The sequence below is a fragment of the Halolamina sediminis genome, from assembly GCF_001282785.1.
GTDB classification, from domain to species: Archaea; Halobacteriota; Halobacteria; order Halobacteriales; family Haloferacaceae; genus Halolamina; species Halolamina sediminis.
On record NZ_CVUA01000001.1, the window covers coordinates 1732734 to 1750287 of the forward strand.

19 protein-coding genes are annotated in these 17554 nt (G+C 69.0%); 6 read left to right on the top strand and 13 right to left on the bottom strand.

Annotation, left to right across the window (positions count from 1 at the left end):
* Nucleotides 1-3: 3 nt before the first annotated feature.
* Complete coding sequence (locus BN1959_RS08640) at nucleotides 4-1443, bottom strand: LVIVD repeat-containing protein (RefSeq protein ID WP_053948277.1); 1440 nt, start codon at nucleotides 1441-1443, stop codon at nucleotides 4-6.
* 124 nt (nucleotides 1444-1567) lie between these two features.
* Between BN1959_RS08640 and BN1959_RS08645 the strand changes: the two genes are divergently transcribed.
* Nucleotides 1568-2125: a hypothetical protein gene (locus tag BN1959_RS08645; RefSeq protein WP_053948278.1), complete on the top strand. Its 558-nt coding sequence runs from the start codon at nucleotides 1568-1570 to the stop codon at nucleotides 2123-2125.
* Nucleotides 2126-2165: 40 nt separating this feature from the next.
* On the opposite strand, the gene BN1959_RS08650 is transcribed toward BN1959_RS08645, so the two are convergent.
* Genes BN1959_RS08650 through BN1959_RS08660 form a run of 3 tightly spaced genes read right to left on the bottom strand, consistent with a single transcriptional unit; the run spans nucleotide 2166 to nucleotide 4179 of the window.
* Complete coding sequence (locus tag BN1959_RS08650) at nucleotides 2166-2474, bottom strand: cupin domain-containing protein (RefSeq protein WP_053948279.1); 309 nt, start codon at nucleotides 2472-2474, stop codon at nucleotides 2166-2168.
* Between the two features lie 60 nt (nucleotides 2475-2534).
* Nucleotides 2535-3890 (bottom strand): hypothetical protein, encoded by a 1356-nt coding sequence (locus BN1959_RS08655; RefSeq protein WP_053948280.1) that lies wholly within the window; start codon nucleotides 3888-3890, stop codon nucleotides 2535-2537.
* A gap of 55 nt (nucleotides 3891-3945) precedes the next feature.
* Entirely contained in the window at nucleotides 3946-4179 is a 234-nt protein-coding gene (locus BN1959_RS08660) for a DUF2249 domain-containing protein (RefSeq protein ID WP_053948281.1), read from the bottom strand.
* Nucleotides 4180-4508: 329 nt separating this feature from the next.
* Between BN1959_RS08660 and BN1959_RS08665 the strand changes: the two genes are divergently transcribed.
* The 3 genes from BN1959_RS08665 (at nucleotide 4509) to BN1959_RS08675 (ending at nucleotide 6075) form a co-directional block, all read left to right on the top strand.
* Nucleotides 4509-4883: a winged helix-turn-helix domain-containing protein gene (locus tag BN1959_RS08665; protein WP_053949355.1), complete on the top strand. Its 375-nt coding sequence runs from the start codon at nucleotides 4509-4511 to the stop codon at nucleotides 4881-4883.
* Nucleotides 4880-5146: a DUF7521 family protein gene (locus BN1959_RS08670; RefSeq protein WP_053948282.1), complete on the top strand. Its 267-nt coding sequence runs from the start codon at nucleotides 4880-4882 to the stop codon at nucleotides 5144-5146. Before BN1959_RS08665 ends, BN1959_RS08670 begins: the two co-directional genes overlap by 4 nt.
* Nucleotides 5147-5223: 77 nt before the next feature.
* Nucleotides 5224-6075 (top strand): SDR family oxidoreductase, encoded by an 852-nt coding sequence (locus tag BN1959_RS08675; protein ID WP_053948283.1) that lies wholly within the window; start codon nucleotides 5224-5226, stop codon nucleotides 6073-6075.
* Nucleotides 6076-6161: 86 nt separating this feature from the next.
* Here BN1959_RS08675 and BN1959_RS08680 read toward each other — a convergent pair whose 3' ends face one another.
* The 7 genes from BN1959_RS08680 to BN1959_RS08710 all read right to left on the bottom strand — a co-directional run bounded on the left by BN1959_RS08680 (nucleotide 6162) and on the right by BN1959_RS08710 (nucleotide 13314).
* Nucleotides 6162-7034 (bottom strand): ABC transporter permease, encoded by an 873-nt coding sequence (locus BN1959_RS08680; protein ID WP_053948284.1) that lies wholly within the window; start codon nucleotides 7032-7034, stop codon nucleotides 6162-6164.
* Entirely contained in the window at nucleotides 7031-7864 is an 834-nt protein-coding gene (locus BN1959_RS08685; RefSeq protein WP_079978644.1) for an ABC transporter ATP-binding protein, read from the bottom strand. Before BN1959_RS08685 ends, BN1959_RS08680 begins: the two co-directional genes overlap by 4 nt.
* Nucleotides 7842-9221, bottom strand: a complete 1380-nt coding sequence (gene nosD / locus BN1959_RS08690; RefSeq protein ID WP_053948285.1) for a nitrous oxide reductase family maturation protein NosD — start codon at nucleotides 9219-9221, stop codon at nucleotides 7842-7844. Before nosD ends, BN1959_RS08685 begins: the two co-directional genes overlap by 23 nt.
* A complete protein-coding gene (locus BN1959_RS08695; protein WP_053948286.1) occupies nucleotides 9221-9940 on the bottom strand; it encodes a hypothetical protein in 720 nt (239 codons plus the stop codon). Before BN1959_RS08695 ends, nosD begins: the two co-directional genes overlap by 1 nt.
* 4 nt (nucleotides 9941-9944) lie before the next feature.
* Nucleotides 9945-11954: a TAT-dependent nitrous-oxide reductase gene (gene nosZ / locus BN1959_RS08700; RefSeq protein ID WP_053948287.1), complete on the bottom strand. Its 2010-nt coding sequence runs from the start codon at nucleotides 11952-11954 to the stop codon at nucleotides 9945-9947.
* Between the two features lies 1 nt (nucleotide 11955).
* Complete coding sequence (locus BN1959_RS08705) at nucleotides 11956-12429, bottom strand: plastocyanin/azurin family copper-binding protein (RefSeq protein ID WP_394325252.1); 474 nt, start codon at nucleotides 12427-12429, stop codon at nucleotides 11956-11958.
* 225 nt (nucleotides 12430-12654) lie between these two features.
* On the bottom strand, nucleotides 12655-13314 hold the full coding sequence (locus BN1959_RS08710) for a helix-turn-helix domain-containing protein (protein ID WP_053948289.1): 660 nt from the start codon (nucleotides 13312-13314) through the stop codon (nucleotides 12655-12657).
* A 133-nt stretch (nucleotides 13315-13447) separates the two neighbouring features.
* Between BN1959_RS08710 and BN1959_RS08715 the strand changes: the two genes are divergently transcribed.
* Nucleotides 13448-13663, top strand: a complete 216-nt coding sequence (locus BN1959_RS08715) for a DUF2249 domain-containing protein (RefSeq protein ID WP_053948290.1) — start codon at nucleotides 13448-13450, stop codon at nucleotides 13661-13663.
* Between the two features lie 3 nt (nucleotides 13664-13666).
* On the opposite strand, the gene BN1959_RS08720 is transcribed toward BN1959_RS08715, so the two are convergent.
* On the bottom strand, nucleotides 13667-13939 hold the full coding sequence (locus tag BN1959_RS08720; RefSeq protein ID WP_053948291.1) for a DUF2249 domain-containing protein: 273 nt from the start codon (nucleotides 13937-13939) through the stop codon (nucleotides 13667-13669).
* A gap of 318 nt (nucleotides 13940-14257) precedes the next feature.
* Here BN1959_RS08720 and fdhF point away from each other — a divergent pair, with 318 nt between their 5' ends.
* Nucleotides 14258-16390 (top strand): formate dehydrogenase subunit alpha, encoded by a 2133-nt coding sequence (gene fdhF, locus BN1959_RS08730; RefSeq protein WP_053948293.1) that lies wholly within the window; start codon nucleotides 14258-14260, stop codon nucleotides 16388-16390.
* A 252-nt stretch (nucleotides 16391-16642) separates the two neighbouring features.
* Here fdhF and BN1959_RS08735 read toward each other — a convergent pair whose 3' ends face one another.
* Entirely contained in the window at nucleotides 16643-17434 is a 792-nt protein-coding gene (locus BN1959_RS08735) for a sulfite exporter TauE/SafE family protein (protein WP_079978645.1), read from the bottom strand.
* Between the last annotated feature and the right edge of the window lie 120 nt (nucleotides 17435-17554).

The following is a 17554-nucleotide window of genomic DNA, read 5'->3' on the forward strand; positions in this document are numbered from 1 at the left end:
GGCTCAGTCCCGCAGGTGCCGCCACGTCGCGAGCGAGATCGCCCCGGCGGCCCCGAGCAGGCCGAACCCGGGGGCGCTCACGGTCTTGCTCTCGGCAGCCGGCGTCGACGTGGGCGCGGGAGACGACGGTGTCGACGTACCGGGAGTGGAGGACGGCGTCGGCTCCACGGTCGGCGTGGGCGTCTCGGTGTCGGTCAACGCCGGCGGCGACGCCTGCTCGCCGGCGCGGTTCGGGAAGGTGACCAACGCACCCTTGCCGGCGTTGTACCGCCCCCGCGAGTGGCTGCTGGCGACGAAGAACTCCTCGGTGGCGTACTGGGCGGTCCAGAACGTCCACTCGTGGGGGTCGCGCCACCACGCCAGCAGCTCCGGGTTCCGCGGATCGCTCACGTCGTGGATCTTGACGCCGCCGTCGTACCACGAGCTGTAGAGGCGCTCGCCCCTGATCTCGAAGTTGTGCGGCGTGGTGTTGATCTCGGCCTTCTCGGGGTTTCGGGAGTGCGGCGCCTCGATCGTCGCGAGCCGCTCCGGCGCGGTCTCCTCGCGCACGTCCCAGAGTTCGACCTCGCCGAGGGGCTGGATCTCCGTCCCCTCTGTGAGTTCGGTCGGCCACGCCTCCTTGTTGAGGGCGAGCAGCGAGGCGTCGTCGTTCACGGCCGCCGTGTGGTGGTTCCCCGGCATGCTCAGCGAGTGGACGACGGCGTCCTCCGACGGTATCTCCGCGAGCGTCTCCGCCGACCGACCGCCGATCCGGGTCACAACCGTCGGTGCTGCCGGGTCACTCACGTCGAGGACGAACGTGCCCGCATCCCACTCGACGACGTACGCACGGTCGCCCTGCGCGTACACGTCGTGCGCGAAACGCAGCAGGCCGTCCACCTCCGCCCACGCCGGGTCGGCGTCTCGCGGCGCCCACCGCCCGAGTTCGGTCGGCTCGTCGGCGACGCCGACGAGCACCACCTCGCTCCCGTTGACCAGGTACGCACGCTCCTCGGTCAGTTCGGCGTTGTGGATGGGGAACTCGGTCTCGTGGAAGGCGACGCGCTCCGGGTCTTTGGGGTCCGTGACGTCGTACAGCAGGAACCCCTCGACGACCGGTTCCTCGTGCCCGTTCGCGGGGCCGGCCACGAGCAGCCGATCGCCGGCGACCTTCACGTCGAGGATCTCCTGCATCGGCCCGCCTTCTCGTTCCGACAACAGCCCCGTCCGGCGCTGGAGCACGGCGGGCTCGTTCGGCGTGGAGATGTCGACGACCGCGAACCCGTCCTGGGTCGCGACGTACGCCGTCTCGCTCTCGGGGCCGACGACGGCCTCGGTCGCGCCGGTGATCGAGACGGAGCCGAGCGGTTCGAACGCAGATTGTGTAGCCGATGCGGTGGCAGGGAGGGCGCCGACGGCGGGGATCGCACAGCCGGCGGCCCGGAGGAACTGACGCCGGTGCATCGCCCCGACGGTGGGCCCAGCGGAGCAAAAGCGTGCTGGAGAGTGAAACGAAATTCGTTGCTTCCCCGCCCATCCGAACGTGTTCGGAGCCACGGGTAGGGGGCGAGAGCGCGTAGCGTCGACCATGTCCGGTCTCTCACCCTTCGGCGGCGGCGGGAACGACGACGCGACGTTCGACGAGGAGGGCGAGTTCGTCCCCGAACACCTCCCAGAATCCGGCGAGTTCCTCGAGGGGCACGACGTGCTCGCCGAGGACGAACACGTCGCCGTCCACGATGTCGCACGGGAACTGTTCGAGGAACGCGGCGTGTACGACATGACGTTCGGCTACAACCTCGCGCGACTCAACCTCGACACGCGCCACCCCGGGGCCGGGTTCCGATACGCCGAAGAGGCGGACGACCCGGCCGTGCTGCGCGCCGAGTTCACGCCGACGACGGCGTTCTGCCCGCAGACACACACCCTCACTATCGGCGCGTTCCGGGCCTGGAACGGGCTCGCCGAGCGCCACGGCTACGAAATCGTCCGGATCCGCGCGGCCCCGATGCATCAGGAGAGCGACGCGGTCAACGAACAGCTCCGGTCGCTGGAAGAGGAGTACCGTGAGACGGGGAGCGTTCCGGATGCGGACGACAGCGAGGACGGTGGGTCGACGACGGGCTCGCCGGACGCGCCGTTCTGACCCCGCCGTCGACAGTCTCGCCGCCGCTCTCGACTCTGAACTACGACTCCTCGGTGGCGGGCGCGAGGACGACGATGGCCGTGCTCGGCTCGACTGCGTGAGGGGAGATCGAACGCTCGCCGCTGAATCGGGCGAGCTCACCCGCCTCCAGTTCGTGCGTCTCGTCGTCGAGCGAGACCTCTAGCTGACCGTCGAGAAGGTGGAGGACGACGTTCGTCCCGGGGTGGGTGTGGGCGGGAACTCCCTCGCCGGCGTCGAGTTCGAGCCGGACCGTCCGGGGGTCGCGCTGCTCGAACACCTCCGCGTGGGGTGTGTCGGTCAGGTCGTCGATCGCGGTGATCTCGGGCATCGACGGGACTCCGTTCGGGCCGGCCCTGAGCGTTCGGCCGAAGACGTTCGTGCCGCCGGCTCAGTCGCGGTCGGCCGACGCCGACGCGCCGTCGGACTCGACCGTCGCCCACGTCCCGAGCAGTACCGTGAGCAGCGACTGCGGCGCGTGCTCGCGGACGACGCCGGCGACGTTCACGACGAACAGCAGCGTCCCGACGAGGACCGCGATCCCGGCGACCGCCGAAACCGCCGACGGGAGGTCGAGCAGGCCGTCGGCGACGAGCAGCGTCGTCCCGCCGAGAAGACACCAGAAGTCCGCCGCTGCGAGCCGGTCGTCGTACAGGTCGTCGACCATCGGCACCGGCTCGTACCCCAGACGGTCGCTGTAGCGGTGGACCCAGACGACGAAGGGGACGACGTGGTAGACAGTGCCGAGGACGACGAAGCCGACGACGCCGAGCAGGAGCAGGTGGCTCACGCCCGGTCGACCCAGCAGCGCGCTCCGCGCGAGCGGATCCGCGAGCCACGCGGGCAACGCGAGCGCGGCCCAGATCGCGGTCGCCGCGGCAACGACCGCATACCGCGAGAGCATCGGCGTCCGCTCGACCTGCGTCTCCCAGAGCCGGCGGGCGAGCACGACCGCGAACGCGACGAGCGCGAACGCGACGAGAACGCCGCCGGCGCGCGCGACAGTGGCCGATTCCGCGAGTCGGCCGGCTGCGAGCAGGAGCACGCCCGTCGGGTAGCCGAACTCCTCGAATCGGCCGAGCGGGACGTCGATCCCGTGGAGTTCGGTCTGGGTGAACATCGTCCCGAGCTGGTAGAGCGCGCCCAGCACCGTCGTGAGCACCGCACCGAACACGGCGAGTGTCGCGTGGGCGCCGACGACGGCCGGTCGGGGGACGGGGAGCACCGACGGTCGAACGAAGCCGACCGCCAGCAGGAGCCCCAGCAGCGTCGCGAGGAGGAAGAAGCCGAGCGCGAGCGCGAAGTGACGCTCGGTCGTGTCGAACGGTCGCACCCGGGCCAGCGTCCGGCCGATGTTGTAGACGAACACCCAGAACCCCAGCAGCATCGCCGCGCCGAAGGCTGGCAGGAGCGCGAGCTGCCCGGTGAGCAGGCCGGCGGCGAACCCCACCAGCCCGCCCGCGATCAGCGGGAGCTGGATCGCGGCGAGCCGCGTCGAGTGGAGGTCGACGCCCGACCAGACCGGCACGAACTGCGTCATCGCACCGGCGATCGTGAGACAGACCCACCCCACGAGCAGCAGGTGGGCGTGGGCGAGCGAGAGCAGTCCCAGACGGAGATCGGCGACAGCCGCGACGCCGGCCACTACGCCGAGCGGGAGGAACGCGCTCGCGACGAGGAAATGTCGCAGCGGGACGGTCATCGGCGGCTGACGGTCGGCGTCGACGTCGCCGGGGATCGCGCTCATACCGGCGGAACGGGCCCCAGCGGCCTCCCAATGGCTGCGAACACGTTCGGGTCGGCTACCGCTTGGGGAACCGCGCCACGTACTCGTCGTCGTCGCGCTGTTCGACGCTGTAGCCGTCTGGGTCGAACGCCTCGACCTCGGCCTGCATCTCGTAGAACAGGGGTTTGGGCTCGTGGTCGTTGACGATCACCAGCTCGTCGCCGCTGTCGAGCGAGTCGAACGCGTCGTGGATCTTCGGGTGGCGGTCCGACGGCGGGATCTCACGAACGTCGAGTGTGGTCTCGGACATCGACTTCCGATAGCGGGCCAGTCCCCCAGAGGGTTCGCCCGAACTTGTTCGGTTCTCGTCGGCCGGCGGAGTGTCCCGAACGTGTTCGGCAGCACCGATTGGTGGGGCAGGGCAGTACGATGAGGTATCGATGCCATGTCCCAGCGACACTCTCACTGCGACCGACCCGGGGCCAGTCGTAGACGCCCGCTGCCGGCCGAGTACCCCTCGATCGGCCGGCCCGCGAGCGACGCCGACGAGCGCAGGGTAGCCGACCATGAACACCTCACGACACCGGGACGATGACCGGACAGCTGTACGAGGCGAGCAGTCACGCCGAACGGAGAACGATGAAGCGTGACCCGATCGCGGTCGAGGCGCCGGAGCTACAGGACGTGCTCGACGCACTGGACGATCCGGACTGCCGAGCGATCCTCGGGCAGCTCGACAGCCCGATGGCCGCCAAAGAGCTCTCAGAGGCGTGTGAGATTCCGCAATCGACGACCTACCGCAAGCTGGACCTGCTCAGCGACGCCTCGCTGGTCGATGAACGGACGGAGATCCGCGACGACGGCCGCCACACGACCCGGTACGTCGCGGACTTCGAGGAGATCCAGGTCTCGCTGGACGAGGACGGTTCGCTCGAACTCGCGATCGGCCGCAGGGAGTCGACGCCCGAAGAGCGGCTCTCGGCGCTCTGGTCGGAGGTGCGCACCGAAACATGAACGTCGCCGTCGTCGTACTCAAGACCCTCACGCTCGTTCTCGGCGGCTCGATCACGCTGTACGCGGTCCGGGCCTATCGGCGCAACGGGTCGCCGGCGCTGCGGGCGCTCGCGATCGGGTTCGGCGCGATCACCGTCGGTGCGCTGCTTGCGGGGATCGTCGACCAGCTCCTGCCGGTGAACAACGAGTTCGCACTCGTCGTCGAGAGCGCGTTCACGACGCTGGGGTTCGGCGTGATCCTCTACTCGCTGTACGTGGAGTAGGGGGATCGTCGGCCCCGTCGTTCCGAGCCCGCAGCTCGGACACCGGGAATTATACTCCCGTCGGCCGATCCGGAGCCATGGCACTCGCGAACCCCGACCTCACTGGCTCGACGGCGTTCATCACCGGCACGACCCGCGGAATCGGCAAACAGCTCGCGCTCGCGCTCGCCGACCACGGCTGCAACGTCGTCTCGACGGGCAAGACGACCGACGACGACGAGACCGAGCTCGCGGGCTCGATCGAGCAGACGGCCCGCGAGGTACGCGAGCGTGGGGCCGAGGCGATCGCGCTCGAACTCGACCTCCGCGACGAGGACCGCGTCGAGGCAATCGTCGACGAAGCGATCGACCAGTTCGGCGAGATCGACATCGTGATCAACAACGCCAGCGCGATCCAGTTGGCGAACGTCGCGGACCTGCCGGCCGACCGGTTCGACCTGCTGACCGACGTGAACGTCCGCGGCAGCCACCTCGTCGCGCACGCGTTCGCCGACCACCTCGCGGACCAGGAAGAGGCGTGGCTGCTGTCGAACTCACCGCCGATCACCACCGACCGCTCGCCCGGGAAGGCGCCGTACGCGTGGTCGAAGCTCGGGATGTCGTTCATCGCGCTGTCGCTCGCCGAGGAGCTGAAAAGCGACGGCGTCGGCTGTAACACGTTCTGGCCGGTGACGACGATCGACACCCGCGCGAGCCGCTACTTCGGGCTCGGAACCGAGGACGACTGGCGTACCCCGGAGATCGTCTCGGACGCGGTGCTCGAGATCCTCGCACGCGACCCCGCGGAGTGTACGGGCAACAGCTTCTACGACGAGACGCTGCTGCGCGAGGCCGGCGTCACCGACTTCTCCGAGTACAACGTCACCGAGGGCGATCCGGCGCCGATGTCGGCCCGGATGTTCGACCCGGCGTTCGAGCGCGAGGCGTGATCGGTTCCGCCACAGAAACGAGGATCAGGTAGCCTGGAACCCCGGCGGGCACGACTCGGGCGCCACAGGACGGAATTCGCGAAGGTTCAGACGCTCCGGCGCCGAACCAACCGACTCGCCAGCCACGTCCCCGCGACGCTCCACGCGACCAGCGCCGCCACGAGCACCGGCATCGTCACGCCCGAGCCGACCAGCACGTCCGCCATCCCGCCGGTCACCGTCGGCACCGACTGCAGCGCGAGCACGCGAAACGCGGTGGCAGGGTTCGCGAGCACGAAGACGGCCAGCCAGTCCGGCCCCACGATGTCGGCGGCGATCAGCCCGACCGAGACGAGGTCGTGGACCAGCGCGACCCAGACCCACAGCAGCAACGCGCCGCCGAGGGCGTGGGTCTTCTCCGCTGCGAGCGTCGACAGCAGGGTCGACAGCGCGAGAAACGCCGCGCCGCCCAGTACTGCCGCACCGATGAGGCCGAGATACGCGGGGGTGAACCGCCCCTGGGCCGCGAGCCAGAGCCCGCCGACGCCGAAGCCGGCGACGACCGCACCCGTGAACACCGCGAGCCGGCCGAGATACGTGCCGATGACGATGCGACTGCGTGGAACGGGGAGCGCAAACAGCACGCCGAGCCAGCCGGACTCGTCGCTGCCGACGACCGCGTCGTAGCCGAACAGCAGCGCGACCAGCGGGAGCAGCAGCGCCGAGAGTTCGACGAGGCTGACGACGACCGCGTCGGCGCGGACCACCCCGCCTTGCCCGCCGAGGGCGACGACGAGCACCGACAGCGAGGCGAACAGCGCCGCCAGCGCGAACGCCCAGCGATTCCGGACCGCGAGCGCGAACTCCAACCGCGCGACGGTGGCGACCTGATCGAGCGCCGACCCCTCGCTCACCCCCGTCGGGAGGCTGAACGCGGGCTCCTCGGTGACACCCTCTTCCTCGGCGCTCACGTCGGTCATCGCTCCACCTCCGCCGATGCCGGCTGCCCGCTCTCGGCATCACCAGTCGCCGGCGCCGGCTGCTCGCGCTCGGCGCCCGATACAGTTTCCTCGCGACTGCCGCCGGCGTCGGCGATCAGCGCGCCGAAGCCGGCTTCGAGCTCGTCGCCCTCGCCCAGCTCCCGCAGCTCGCCGACGGCGCCGTCGAACAGCAGGTCGCCGTCGTGGAGCACCGCGGCGTCGTCACACAGCGCCTCGACCTCCGCGAGCACGTGGGTCGTGAGCACGACGGTCAGGTCGGACTCCTCGCGCAGGCGGTCGAGGATCCGGTGGAACTCCGCGACGCCCAGCGGGTCGAGGCCGGCGGTCGGCTCATCGAGCAGGAGCAGCCGCGGGCGGTCGAGCAGCGCCGACGCGAGCGCGAGCCGGCGGTTCATCCCGTTGGAGTAGCCGCCGACCCGGCGATCCGCCGCGTCGTCGAGACCGACAGTCCCGAGCGCGGCGGCGACTCGGTCGGCGCGTTCGGCCTTGGGCACGCCACGGAGGCGGGCGTGGTAGCCGAGCACCTCCCGCCCCGTGAGCGCGTCCGGGAACCCCGCGTGCTCGGGGACGTACCCCACAACGTCGCGGAGCCGGTGGCCGGCGTCGGTCACGTCCGTACCGCCCACGGTCACGGTCCCCGAGTCGGGGGTGAGGTGGCCGACGAGCAGCTTGAACAGCGTGGACTTGCCGGCACCGTTGGTGCCCAGCAGGCCGAACGTCGTGCCCGCCTCGATCGACAGGCTCACGCCGTCGAGCGCGGTCACGTCGCCGTATCGTTTCGTCAGATCAGTCGTCGCTATCGCGTGCATAGTGATCCCTCCAGTCGTGTGGCGAGCGTTCGAGCGGGTGGTAGTCGACGACGCCCGGCGCGTCGACGATCGGGAGCGTGCGCTCGGCCCGGCGGATCGCCTCGAACGCCGGGCTGTTGGTGAACACCGCGGCGGCCGGGTTCTCCCGGACCAGCGTCTCGACCAGCCCGGCGGGGCGGTAGCGGAGCTCGCTCACGCCGTCGTCGTCCAGATCGGCGGCGCCGCCATCGCTCCAGTAGTTCCCGCGCCCGGAGCCGTTCCAGACGTGGGTGTCGCTGGTGACCGCCTGCACGTGCCGACCGTTGCCGACGAAGCTGTTGCCGACGACACGCTCCCCGCTGGTGCCGGCGGTCAGGTGGAAGCCGATCCGGTTCCCCAGCACGAGGTTGTCCCTGATCTCGTTGTCCGCGGAGTTCAGCGAGTAGATCCCGCGTTGGTTGTCGACGAGCGTGTTCCCCCGGATCGTCGAGTAGTCGATGCGCTTGAGCAGGAGCCCGTGGCCGCTGGTGCCGGTGTTGTTCGCGGCGGTGTTGTTCACCACCGCGATCTCCTCGGAGAGCATCAGCGCGTACCCCACGTCGTTGTCGACGGCGGTGTTGTTCACGAGGCGGTTGCGGTGGGAGTACATGTAGTGGACGCCGTAGCGCAGGTCCCAGAGCGTGTTCCCGCGGGCGGTCACGTCCGACGCCCACGAGTAGTAGATGCCGTCCCGGGCGTCGGTGATCCGGTTGTCCTCGAGCAGCGTGCCGGTCGTCTTCCAGAGCTGGACGCCGTTGCCGCGGTAGGACCGCGGCGTCACCGACTCCCGGCCGACGATCGTGTTGTTGCGCAGGGTCGCGTCGTCGACGCCGTCGACCCAGACGCCGAACGTAATCTCGGTCAGTCGGCTGTCGGCGACGGTGACGTTGGGCGCGTCGATCCAGACGCCGGCGTCGTTGGTCGAGGTGTCCATCCCGGAGTTGCGGATCCAGAGGTCCCGAACGGTGACGTTCGCGGCCGCAATCGTGAGCACGTCACCCTCTTGCCCGCCGTCGATCACCGCGCGGGCGTCCGGCGCCGCCGTGACGGTCACCCCCGTGGTGTTCACGACGACGCGGTCGCCGAACCGGCCGCGGAGCCGGACCGTCTCGCCCGGTTCGGCGGCGTCGACGGCGCGCTGGACGGAGTCGAACGACTCGTCGCCGACGGTGGCGACGCCGGACTCAGTCACGGGATCGAACGCGAAGCCGTCGGGGCGTTCCGCGTCCGCGTCGGGCGTCGGCGCCGCCGACGTAGGGGCGACTGCCACCCCCGCGAGCGCGGCGGCAACCACGACCACGAGCGCGACGAACCCGCGTTCGAGTCCGGCGTCGTCCATCAGCGCTGCACCTCCGTTCGGCCGACCCGCTCCCGCAGGCGGTCCGGCACCGCCCGAACGAGCCGGGGCAGTTCACCCACCGTCGCCGTCGAGCCCCGGGCCAGCCACGCGACCACCAGCAGGCCGATGGCGACCACCGTCAGGTAGGCGCCGACGCCGAACCGGGAGTAGCTGGTGATGTTCGCCACCGCGTACTTCCCCCACAGCGGCGGCGTGAACGGGTCCACGCCCATCACTGGCGCGTCGGGGTCGAGCGTGTGGCCCGCCTGATAGAGCCGGTACTGGATGTCCGCCAGCAGGATCCCGAACACCAGCACCGAGCCGACCAGCTGGGCGGTGAGCCCGCGGCGGAGCTTCCGCGCCGTCGGTGCGACGGCGACGAACAGGCTGGCCGCCGCCACGCCGACGAACGCCAGCGGGCCGAGCGACCACTCCGGCACGTCGATCGCGTCGGGGTGGGGCTCGTAGTTCGGCGGCCAGTACACCGGGTCCGGGTAGTAGAACCCGATGTAGCTGTTCAGGCGGGCGATCTCGACGTAGTCGCCGCTGATCCGCGGGTAGGCGTACAGCCCAAGCGACAGCGTCTCGCTGGGGTACTGGACGGCGTCCATCCGGATGTGCCACATCGGGAAGAGGAGGGCGACCACGAGTAGCGCCGCCGCTAGCAGCGGCAGCAGCCGCCTGATCTCGCCGAACTGGCTCGGTTTCGGGCGTTCCATGGTCCTACTCTGAGGGCTCGACGATCATTCGCGAGCGCATCTCCAGGTGGAGCGCGCTGCAGAAGTACGTACAGTAGATCCAGTACACCCCGGGCTCGTCGGCGGTGAACGTCACCTGCCGCGTGTCCTGTGGCGCAAGCGCGAGGTTCACGTCGTGCTCGGGGATCGCCAGCCCGTGGACGATGTCCTGTGTCCCCTCGATGTTGGTCGCGGTCAGGGTGACCTCGTCGCCCTCCTTGACGGTGAAGTCACGCAGGCCGTACTCGCTGCGCTTGACCGAGGCGTACACCTCGACGGTGGAGTCGTCGACGCGCTCGACCCGGGAGTTCTCCTGGGTGACGTACTCCTCCTCGTAGTCCTCCTTGTTCCACGTCGTCGCCGGCTCGATCTTGTCCTTGTGGGCGAAGATCGCGTCGTGGGGCTCGGGGTAGACGGGGTGGTCCGCGACCAGCTCCATCCCGCCGGTCTCGTTGTCCTCGTCGTTCCCGATGTAGATCAGCTGGTCGTTGTCGGGGTAGATCGGTCCGACCGGGAGGAAGCGGTCCTTCGAGAGCTTGTTGAGCGCGACCAGCCAGTTGCCCTCCGGCTCGGTCGACATCGCCTGCACCGCCTGGATGTGGCCGGGGTTGTAGTGCACGTCGATCTTGCCGAGGATCGGCTCCTCGGAGCCCTTCTCGGCGTTGACGGCCTGTTCGATGTCCCACTTCACGACCTGGGAGTCGATGAACAGGGAAGTGTAGGCGTGCCCGCGGTCGTCGTAGGTCGTGTGCAGCGGCCCGAGGCCGACCTTCGGCTGGCCGACGATCGTGTCCGCGGGGTCGTCGGCGGTGCCCAGCTTCTCGATGTCGATGATCGACACCGTCGGCGAGAGCTTCCCGGCGACCATCCCGTAGTTGCCGTCCGGCGTCACCTCGACGCAGTGGGGCGACTTCGGCGTCGGGATGTAGCGCACGATCGGGTCGTCGCCCTCGTTGTGCGGGCTCTCCTTCGTCCCGTCGACGACGGGGACGCCGTTGACCTCCTCGTACTCGCCGGCGTCGACGAGCTCCTGGATCGCCGGCACGTCGAACGCCTTCAGGTCGTCCCGGTCGTCCTTGGTCATCTCCTCGACTTCGACGCCCTCCTCGTCGTTGTAGGAGGAGGACAGCACCCAGCGACCGTCCTTGTCGGAGTCGACGATGTCGAGCTGGCCGTCGACCTCGACCTGCCAGAGCACGTCCATGCTCTCGGGGTCGAGCGCGGTGAACACCGAGACGTACTCCTCGGGGTTGTTCACGTCCCGGCCGTCGTTGGGAATCGGCGTCCGGAACTCGCTGTTGGCAAACACGTAGTCGGTGTCCGGGCTCTGGATACAGCAGCCGTGGACCGACTGGACGTTGGGGATGTCGACGATGGCGTCGGTCTCGAAGTAGGTGAGGTTCACCCGGGCGACCCGGCCGTTGGCTTTGTCGTTGACGTAGATGTACTCCCCGTCGTACTTCCCGTCGGTCTCCGAGAGGCTCGGGTGGTGGGAGTCCCCCCACGTGTAGTCGCCGGCCTCCTCCAGCATCTCGTCAGTCCCGTCGTCGAAACCGTACCCCTTGGCCGGCTCGCGGTTGAACACCGGGATCCGGGTGAGCTGGCGCATCGACGGGATACCGTACACTCGGATGTCGCCGGCGTGGCCGCCCGACCAGAAGCCGTAGTACTCGTCGTGCTCGCCCGGCGGCACCTTGTGGTCGGGCACGTCGCCGCCGCTGTTCGACTCGGTATCAGTGTTGTTACCCAGGGCACCCGTGCCCGCACAGCCCGCGAGCCCGCCGATCGCGCCGACGGCTGCGCCCGCCTTCATGACGTCCCGACGGGTGGCGCCGCCGCCCAGCGAGGGGAGCGTCGACTCCGCCTCGGGGGCGTCGGGGCCCTCCACGTCCGCGAGCAGTTCGTTCAGCTGTGCCTCGTGCTCCTCGAACAGCTCCTCGGAATCTTTCGGCTCGGTTCCGCTCGCGTCGTCCTCGGTGGGTTCGTTAGTGCTCATGTTAGACCACCCGCACGTAGCCGACCATCCCGTTCATCTCGTGGGGGATGCAGTAGTACTCGTACTCCCCGGTCGTCTCGAACGTGTGTTCGTACGTCTCGCCCTCGGTGACGTTCCCCTCGTCGGGGTACGCCGCCACGGCGGCGTCCTGACTGTCGAAGCCGCCGGAGGCGAAGTACTCGGCGCCGTCGGGGACGTTGTCCTCGTAGGCGGTCACCGAGTGGCCGATCGAGCCGACGTTCTCCCAGGTGACCGTCGTCCCGGCCTCCACCTCGATCCGCTTGGGGGCGAACGCCAGCTGATCGTTCATGTCGACGGTGCTCGTCTGCTCCCAGGACTCGCCGCTGCCGCCGCCCGACTCCGTGGGCGTCGGCGTGTCCGTCGGGGAGTCGGTGCTGCTGCCGCCGGAACAGCCGGCCAGCCCCAACCCGATCCCCGTCGACGCCAGTGCGACCACGTACCGTCGTCGCGTCATCTCCTCAGTCATGGTTCGACAGGTCGGCGTTCGGGGTGCCACCAAAAGAACGGTCGAGCGAATTCCCACGGTATCAGAACTCACGAACCCGTTCGGGCAGGGGTTTATCTGTGTTCCCGGGGCGAACGGACCGCGAGTTCAGTTCGTGAGTTAGCCGTGGAAAACAACGCGTCGCCCCCCGATGCTCGCAGCTCTCTCGACCTCGCGCGCGGTTTCGGGCCGGCCCTACCCCCCGATGATCGGCTGGGGCTCCTCCTCCAGTCCGGCGGCGAACTCTTTCATCACGCGCTCCTCCGCGCGGTGGAGCGTCTCACTGACCGTCGACTTCGCCAGCCCCACCGCGTCGGCGAGTTCGGTCAGCGAGCACTTCCGGGGCGTGTCGTAGTAGCCGCGCTCGATCGCCTCGCGGACGATCGTCCCCTGGCGGTCAGTCAGCAGCGCCTCGGAGCCGGCGACCTCCTGCTGGAGGTAGTCGACGGTGAAAGAGACGCCGAGCGCCGAGAGCTGGTCGCCCAGCTCGGAGATGGCGTCCTGTGAGGCGGTCAGCGTCCACGTCGCCTCGCCGTCCTCGATCTCGAACGGCATCTCCAGTGGGAGCCCGGAGTCACGCGCCGCCAGCAGCAACAGGGGGAGGTGCGTCCGGAACTGGATCAGAGTCTGCCGATCGCCCCGCTGGAGCACCTCCACGTCGTCGACGGAGTCGTGGCCGGAGACGTCGGCGACGACCGACTCGGGATCGCGGGCAGCGACCTCCGCCAAGCCGACGCCGGCGTCGGTCTCGGTCATCGCCGCCAGGATCCGGATCGTGGCGTCGCCGTGGGCGCGGGTGATCTCTCCGGGCCAGGTTCGTTCGGGAATCGTGAGGGTGAGTTTGGCTTCGGGCATTGCTCTATCACGGCGTCGGGGACGGATAACCCAGTCGATACTCCCGAACATGTTCGGAGGTCCGGTTCCGGACGGCGCCACCGCCGAACTCGTTCGGCACAACTGCCACCCTCACGGCCGAGGAGTTCGATATATGCCCGACAGGACCCTCGACGCCCGAGATATCGACGGGGAGCCGTTCGGCCGGATCGTCGACGAGCTGGAGACGCTCGGGGAGACTGAGCAGCTGGAACTGGTCAACAGCTTCGAGCCCGAACCGCTGTACGGCGTGCTCGATCGGCGCGGGTTCGATCACGAGACCGAACAGGTCGGGGAAAACGAGTGGCGCGTCGTGATCGAGCAGGCCTGAGGCTCACTCGCTCCAGATCGCGGTGGTCGCGCTGCCGTCTTCCTCGACCGTCTCGTAGCTGTACCCGCGCTCTTCGAGCCGCGGGTAGAGATGCTGAGGGCGGCGGTCGTTCGTCTGGACGAGCACGGCGCCGTCGGACAGTTCTTCGAGCCGTTCGAGGGTGTTCCGGAGCGGCTTCGGCGGGGGCAGATCGCTGGCGTCGAGGTGATGCTGGGGTCGATCCAGTGGCGCGTCGTCGAACCGGTCGTCGAGGGTCGGTCGCCGGTCTGTGGCCATACGTGTCCGTCGGGGTGGCGTCGGCGGGAGGGTTGTGCCGAACTGGTTCGGGACCGGGCGTTAGCAGAGAGTCGTCCTACTCGGCTTCGAGATACCCCTTCCGGCAGTCCGGGCAGATGTCGCCCGGGCGGCTGTCGAGCGTCGATTCGGAGGCCGTGAGCCCACACTCGGGACACCGTAGCTCTCCGTCCGTCACACTGGTGTGCGCTGTGTCGGAGTTAGTTAGTTCCTGCGCCGAGTCCTGCCTCGTCGGCCCCACCGACACACTCATGGACTGAGACACCCGATCGTGCGGTATGAACACACACGGTGACCACGATGTCCAGTGAGGCGGACGAACCGGTGAAGACGATCTGCCCGTACTGCGGCGTCGGCTGTGGGATCCGCGTCCGCGAGGGCGAGGAGCGCGGCGAGATGAACTTCGTGCCGTGGGGTGACGCCCCGGTCAACGAGGGCAGCGTCTGCATCAAGGGCGGCGCGGCGACGCATGTCGTCGACCACGAGGACCGACTGACCGAGCCGCTGATCAAGGAAGACGGGGAGTTCCGGGAAGCGACGTGGGACGAGGCGCTGAGCCGGGTCGTCGACGAGATGGAGTCGATCCGTGAACGGCACGGCCCCGATGGAATGGGCTTTTTCGGCTCCTCGAAGACGTTCAACGAGGAGAACTACCTGCTCCAGAAGCTGGCGCGGCGGTACGGCACGAACCAGATCGACAACTGCACCCGGATGTGTCACGCCTCGACCGTCTGGGCGCTGCGGACGAGCCTCGGGATGGGTGCCATGACCAACAGCATGGCCGATCTGGAGGACGCCGCGGACGTGCTGTGGATCCAAGGCGCCAACCCCGGCGAGCAACACCCCATCGCCAACAGCCAGTACTTCCGGCAGGCGGTGCTCGAGGGCGCGACGGTGATCCAGGTCGACCCCCACGCCAACAAGACCACCGAGTCGTTCGACATCGAGGGCACCGAGCGCCACATGCATCTCCAGCTCGAGCCGGGGACGGACATCCCCCTGCTCAACGTCGTGCTGAAGACGATCCTCGAACGCCACGAGGCGGAGCCCGACGCAGGGTGGATCGACGAAGCGTTCGTCGAGGAGCGCACCAAGGGGTTCGAGGACCTGCGGGAGACGCTCGCCGACTTCGACAAGCAGGCCGCCGCCGAGGAGTGTGGCGTCCCGCTCGAAGAGATCGAACGCGCCGCCGAGAAGTACGCGATGGGGACCGACGCCGCCATCTTCACCGGGATGGGGATGTCCCAGCACACCTGCGGCGTCGACAACGTCCAGAACGAGATCAACCTCGCGCTGATCACGGGGAACCTCGGCAAGCCCGGCGCGGGCGTGAACCCCCTTCGCGGGCAGAACAACGTTCAGGGCACCTGCGACGTGGGTGCGATGCCGAACGTGCTTCCGGGGTATCAGTTGGTCGACGACGACGAGGCCCGCGAGTCCGTCGAGGAGGTGTGGGGGTTCGAGATCCCGTCCGAACCGGGGCTGACGAACGTCGAGATCTCCCACGCGATCGGCGACACGGTCCACGGGCTGTACGTGATGGGCGAGAACCCCATCATGAGCGAGCCGGACGGGAACGCGACCGAGCGACGGTTCCGCGAGGATCTGGGCTTCCTCGTGGTGCAGGACATCTTCATGACCGAAACCGCCGAGCTCGCGGACGTGGTGCTGCCGGCGACGACGTGGGCCGAACGCGGCGGGACGGTCACCAACACCGACCGCCGGGTCCAGCGGATGCGCGGCGCCCACAAAGTCCACGAGAACACGCGCCACGACCTCGACATCCTCTCGGAGGTCGGGACGCGGCTGTTCGACGAGGGGTTCGACTTCGATGGGCCCGAGGCGGTGTTCGAGGAGCTCCGCGAGGTGTGCCCGATCATGCACGGCATGAGCTACGACGCGCTCGGGGAGGAGGGGCTGCACTGGCCCTGCTACGAGCCGGGCGACGAGGGCGACCCGTACCTCTACGAGGACTCCTTCGAGACCGAGGACGGCCTCGCCCGGATCGAGGGCGTCGTCCACCAGGCACCCAAGGAGACACCCGACGAGGAGTACCCCCTCGTGCTCACGACGGCGCGGCTGGAGGAGCAGTACAACACGGGGACGATGAGCCGTCGCTCGCCGACGCTGTCCCGCCAGCAGCCGGAGAACTTCGTCGACGTCCACCCCACCGACGCCGAGCGCTACGGGATCGAGGACGGCGACGACGTGGTGCTGCGCTCCCGCCGCGGGGAGATCACGGTCCGGGCGGACGTGACCGAGGCGATCAAGGAGGGCGTCGTCTGGACCACGCCACACTTCGCGGCCGCTTCGGCGAACCGGCTGACGAACGACGTGCTCGACGAACGGTCGAAGATTCCGGAGTACAAGGCGGCCACCGCGGAGATCGAGGTCGATCTCGAGCCAGCGGGTGGGGCGTCCGCGGACGACTGAGTCCGCGGCGGACCGGTTTTCCGTTTTAGCACCTCGGTCGGTCGATCCACAGGCCGTCGTCGCCCGTTTCAGACCCCACTGGGGGGCGGGCGATCCGTGCGAACGGGCGACCCATCGGGCGTTCACTCGGCAGCGCTGTTTCGCCCGTCGACCGCCCGGGCGTTTCGATGGGCGAACCAGAATCGAAAGGATGCCGCAGGCACAACCGCCACTATGGATCAGTACCACGAAGGCGATGGGGGGAGGCCGTCGTCAGAAGGGGGTGTAAACTGGCACCTCGATGTGGGGGACGGAGACGCCGAACAGTCCGAGCCCGTGTGCGATCGGCATCCACCCCATGACGAGAAACGCCAGGCCGAGGGCACGGTGGAGCCGTGCACGGTGGCGGTTCCCGATCGACTGGAGCACGGTGCCGTAGAGGAACAACGTGGGGAACGTTCCCAGCCCGAGCAGCGCGAGCGAGACCGCCCCCTTCGCCGGCGACCCCTGTGCGAAGGCGTAGAGGAACGCGGGGTAGAGGATCGGGCAGGGGAGGAGCCCGTGGACCAGACCGAGGCCGACGATCCCCGACCCGTTCGTCCACTCGTCGACGTGGGCGGTAAGGCGACCGTACACGCTGCTGAACCACCCGCCCCCGCTGCCGAACAGTCCGTGCCCGCCGAACTCACCGAGCGCGTACCGGGCGCCCACGACGAGGATGAGGACGCCGACCACCAGCCCGGAGACGGCACGGACGGTGTCGCCGACCGCGGTTACCGTCGACGCCGCACCGTAGACGACCGAGCCCAGCGCGCCGAACACCGCACCGATGGCGGCGTAGCTCACCGTTCGGCCCGCGTTGAACAGCGCGTGTTGGCGGACCTCGTACAGCGAGAGAACGTTCTCGCTTTCACTCTCCATCCGGTCGGCGTACATCGTCACCAAGGGGCCGCACATCCCCAGACAGTGGGCGCCGCCGAGCAGCCCGACGATCAGGAACACGGCCGTTTCGACGTTCCCGGTCGGCAGCGGGCCGGCGTGGGCCGGCAGCGTCGCCGGGATCATCGTTCACCGTGGCGGGGTGGGTCGGTCCGCGGCGGTCGGTGGCGGTTCATGTCGCCGGACTACGGGCGGTGGGAGGTTGGCCGTTCTGGTGCGGTTCTCGAATCACGAGGCCCGAACGGG

Coding starts and splice junctions, on each gene's coding strand:
- BN1959_RS08715 (WP_053948290.1), top strand. CDS start 13,448: ATGCCCGACAGGACCCTCGACGCCCGAGATATCGACGGGGAGCCGTTC.
- nosD (WP_053948285.1), bottom strand. CDS start 9,221: ATGGACGACGCCGGACTCGAACGCGGGTTCGTCGCGCTCGTGGTCGTG.
- BN1959_RS08660 (WP_053948281.1), bottom strand. CDS start 4,179: ATGTCCGAGACCACACTCGACGTTCGTGAGATCCCGCCGTCGGACCGC.
- BN1959_RS08720 (WP_053948291.1), bottom strand. CDS start 13,939: ATGGCCACAGACCGGCGACCGACCCTCGACGACCGGTTCGACGACGCG.
- BN1959_RS08680 (WP_053948284.1), bottom strand. CDS start 7,034: ATGACCGACGTGAGCGCCGAGGAAGAGGGTGTCACCGAGGAGCCCGCG.
- BN1959_RS08665 (WP_053949355.1), top strand. CDS start 4,509: ATGAAGCGTGACCCGATCGCGGTCGAGGCGCCGGAGCTACAGGACGTG.
- BN1959_RS08705 (WP_394325252.1), bottom strand. CDS start 12,429: ATGACGCGACGACGGTACGTGGTCGCACTGGCGTCGACGGGGATCGGG.
- BN1959_RS08645 (WP_053948278.1), top strand. CDS start 1,568: ATGTCCGGTCTCTCACCCTTCGGCGGCGGCGGGAACGACGACGCGACG.
- BN1959_RS08640 (WP_053948277.1), bottom strand. CDS start 1,443: ATGCACCGGCGTCAGTTCCTCCGGGCCGCCGGCTGTGCGATCCCCGCC.
- BN1959_RS08735 (WP_079978645.1), bottom strand. CDS start 17,434: ATGATCCCGGCGACGCTGCCGGCCCACGCCGGCCCGCTGCCGACCGGG.
- fdhF (WP_053948293.1), top strand. CDS start 14,258: ATGTCCAGTGAGGCGGACGAACCGGTGAAGACGATCTGCCCGTACTGC.
- BN1959_RS08675 (WP_053948283.1), top strand. CDS start 5,224: ATGGCACTCGCGAACCCCGACCTCACTGGCTCGACGGCGTTCATCACC.
- BN1959_RS08650 (WP_053948279.1), bottom strand. CDS start 2,474: ATGCCCGAGATCACCGCGATCGACGACCTGACCGACACACCCCACGCG.
- BN1959_RS08695 (WP_053948286.1), bottom strand. CDS start 9,940: ATGGAACGCCCGAAACCGAGCCAGTTCGGCGAGATCAGGCGGCTGCTG.
- nosZ (WP_053948287.1), bottom strand. CDS start 11,954: ATGAGCACTAACGAACCCACCGAGGACGACGCGAGCGGAACCGAGCCG.
- BN1959_RS08655 (WP_053948280.1), bottom strand. CDS start 3,890: ATGAGCGCGATCCCCGGCGACGTCGACGCCGACCGTCAGCCGCCGATG.
- BN1959_RS08710 (WP_053948289.1), bottom strand. CDS start 13,314: ATGCCCGAAGCCAAACTCACCCTCACGATTCCCGAACGAACCTGGCCC.
- BN1959_RS08670 (WP_053948282.1), top strand. CDS start 4,880: ATGAACGTCGCCGTCGTCGTACTCAAGACCCTCACGCTCGTTCTCGGC.
- BN1959_RS08685 (WP_079978644.1), bottom strand. CDS start 7,864: ATGCACGCGATAGCGACGACTGATCTGACGAAACGATACGGCGACGTG.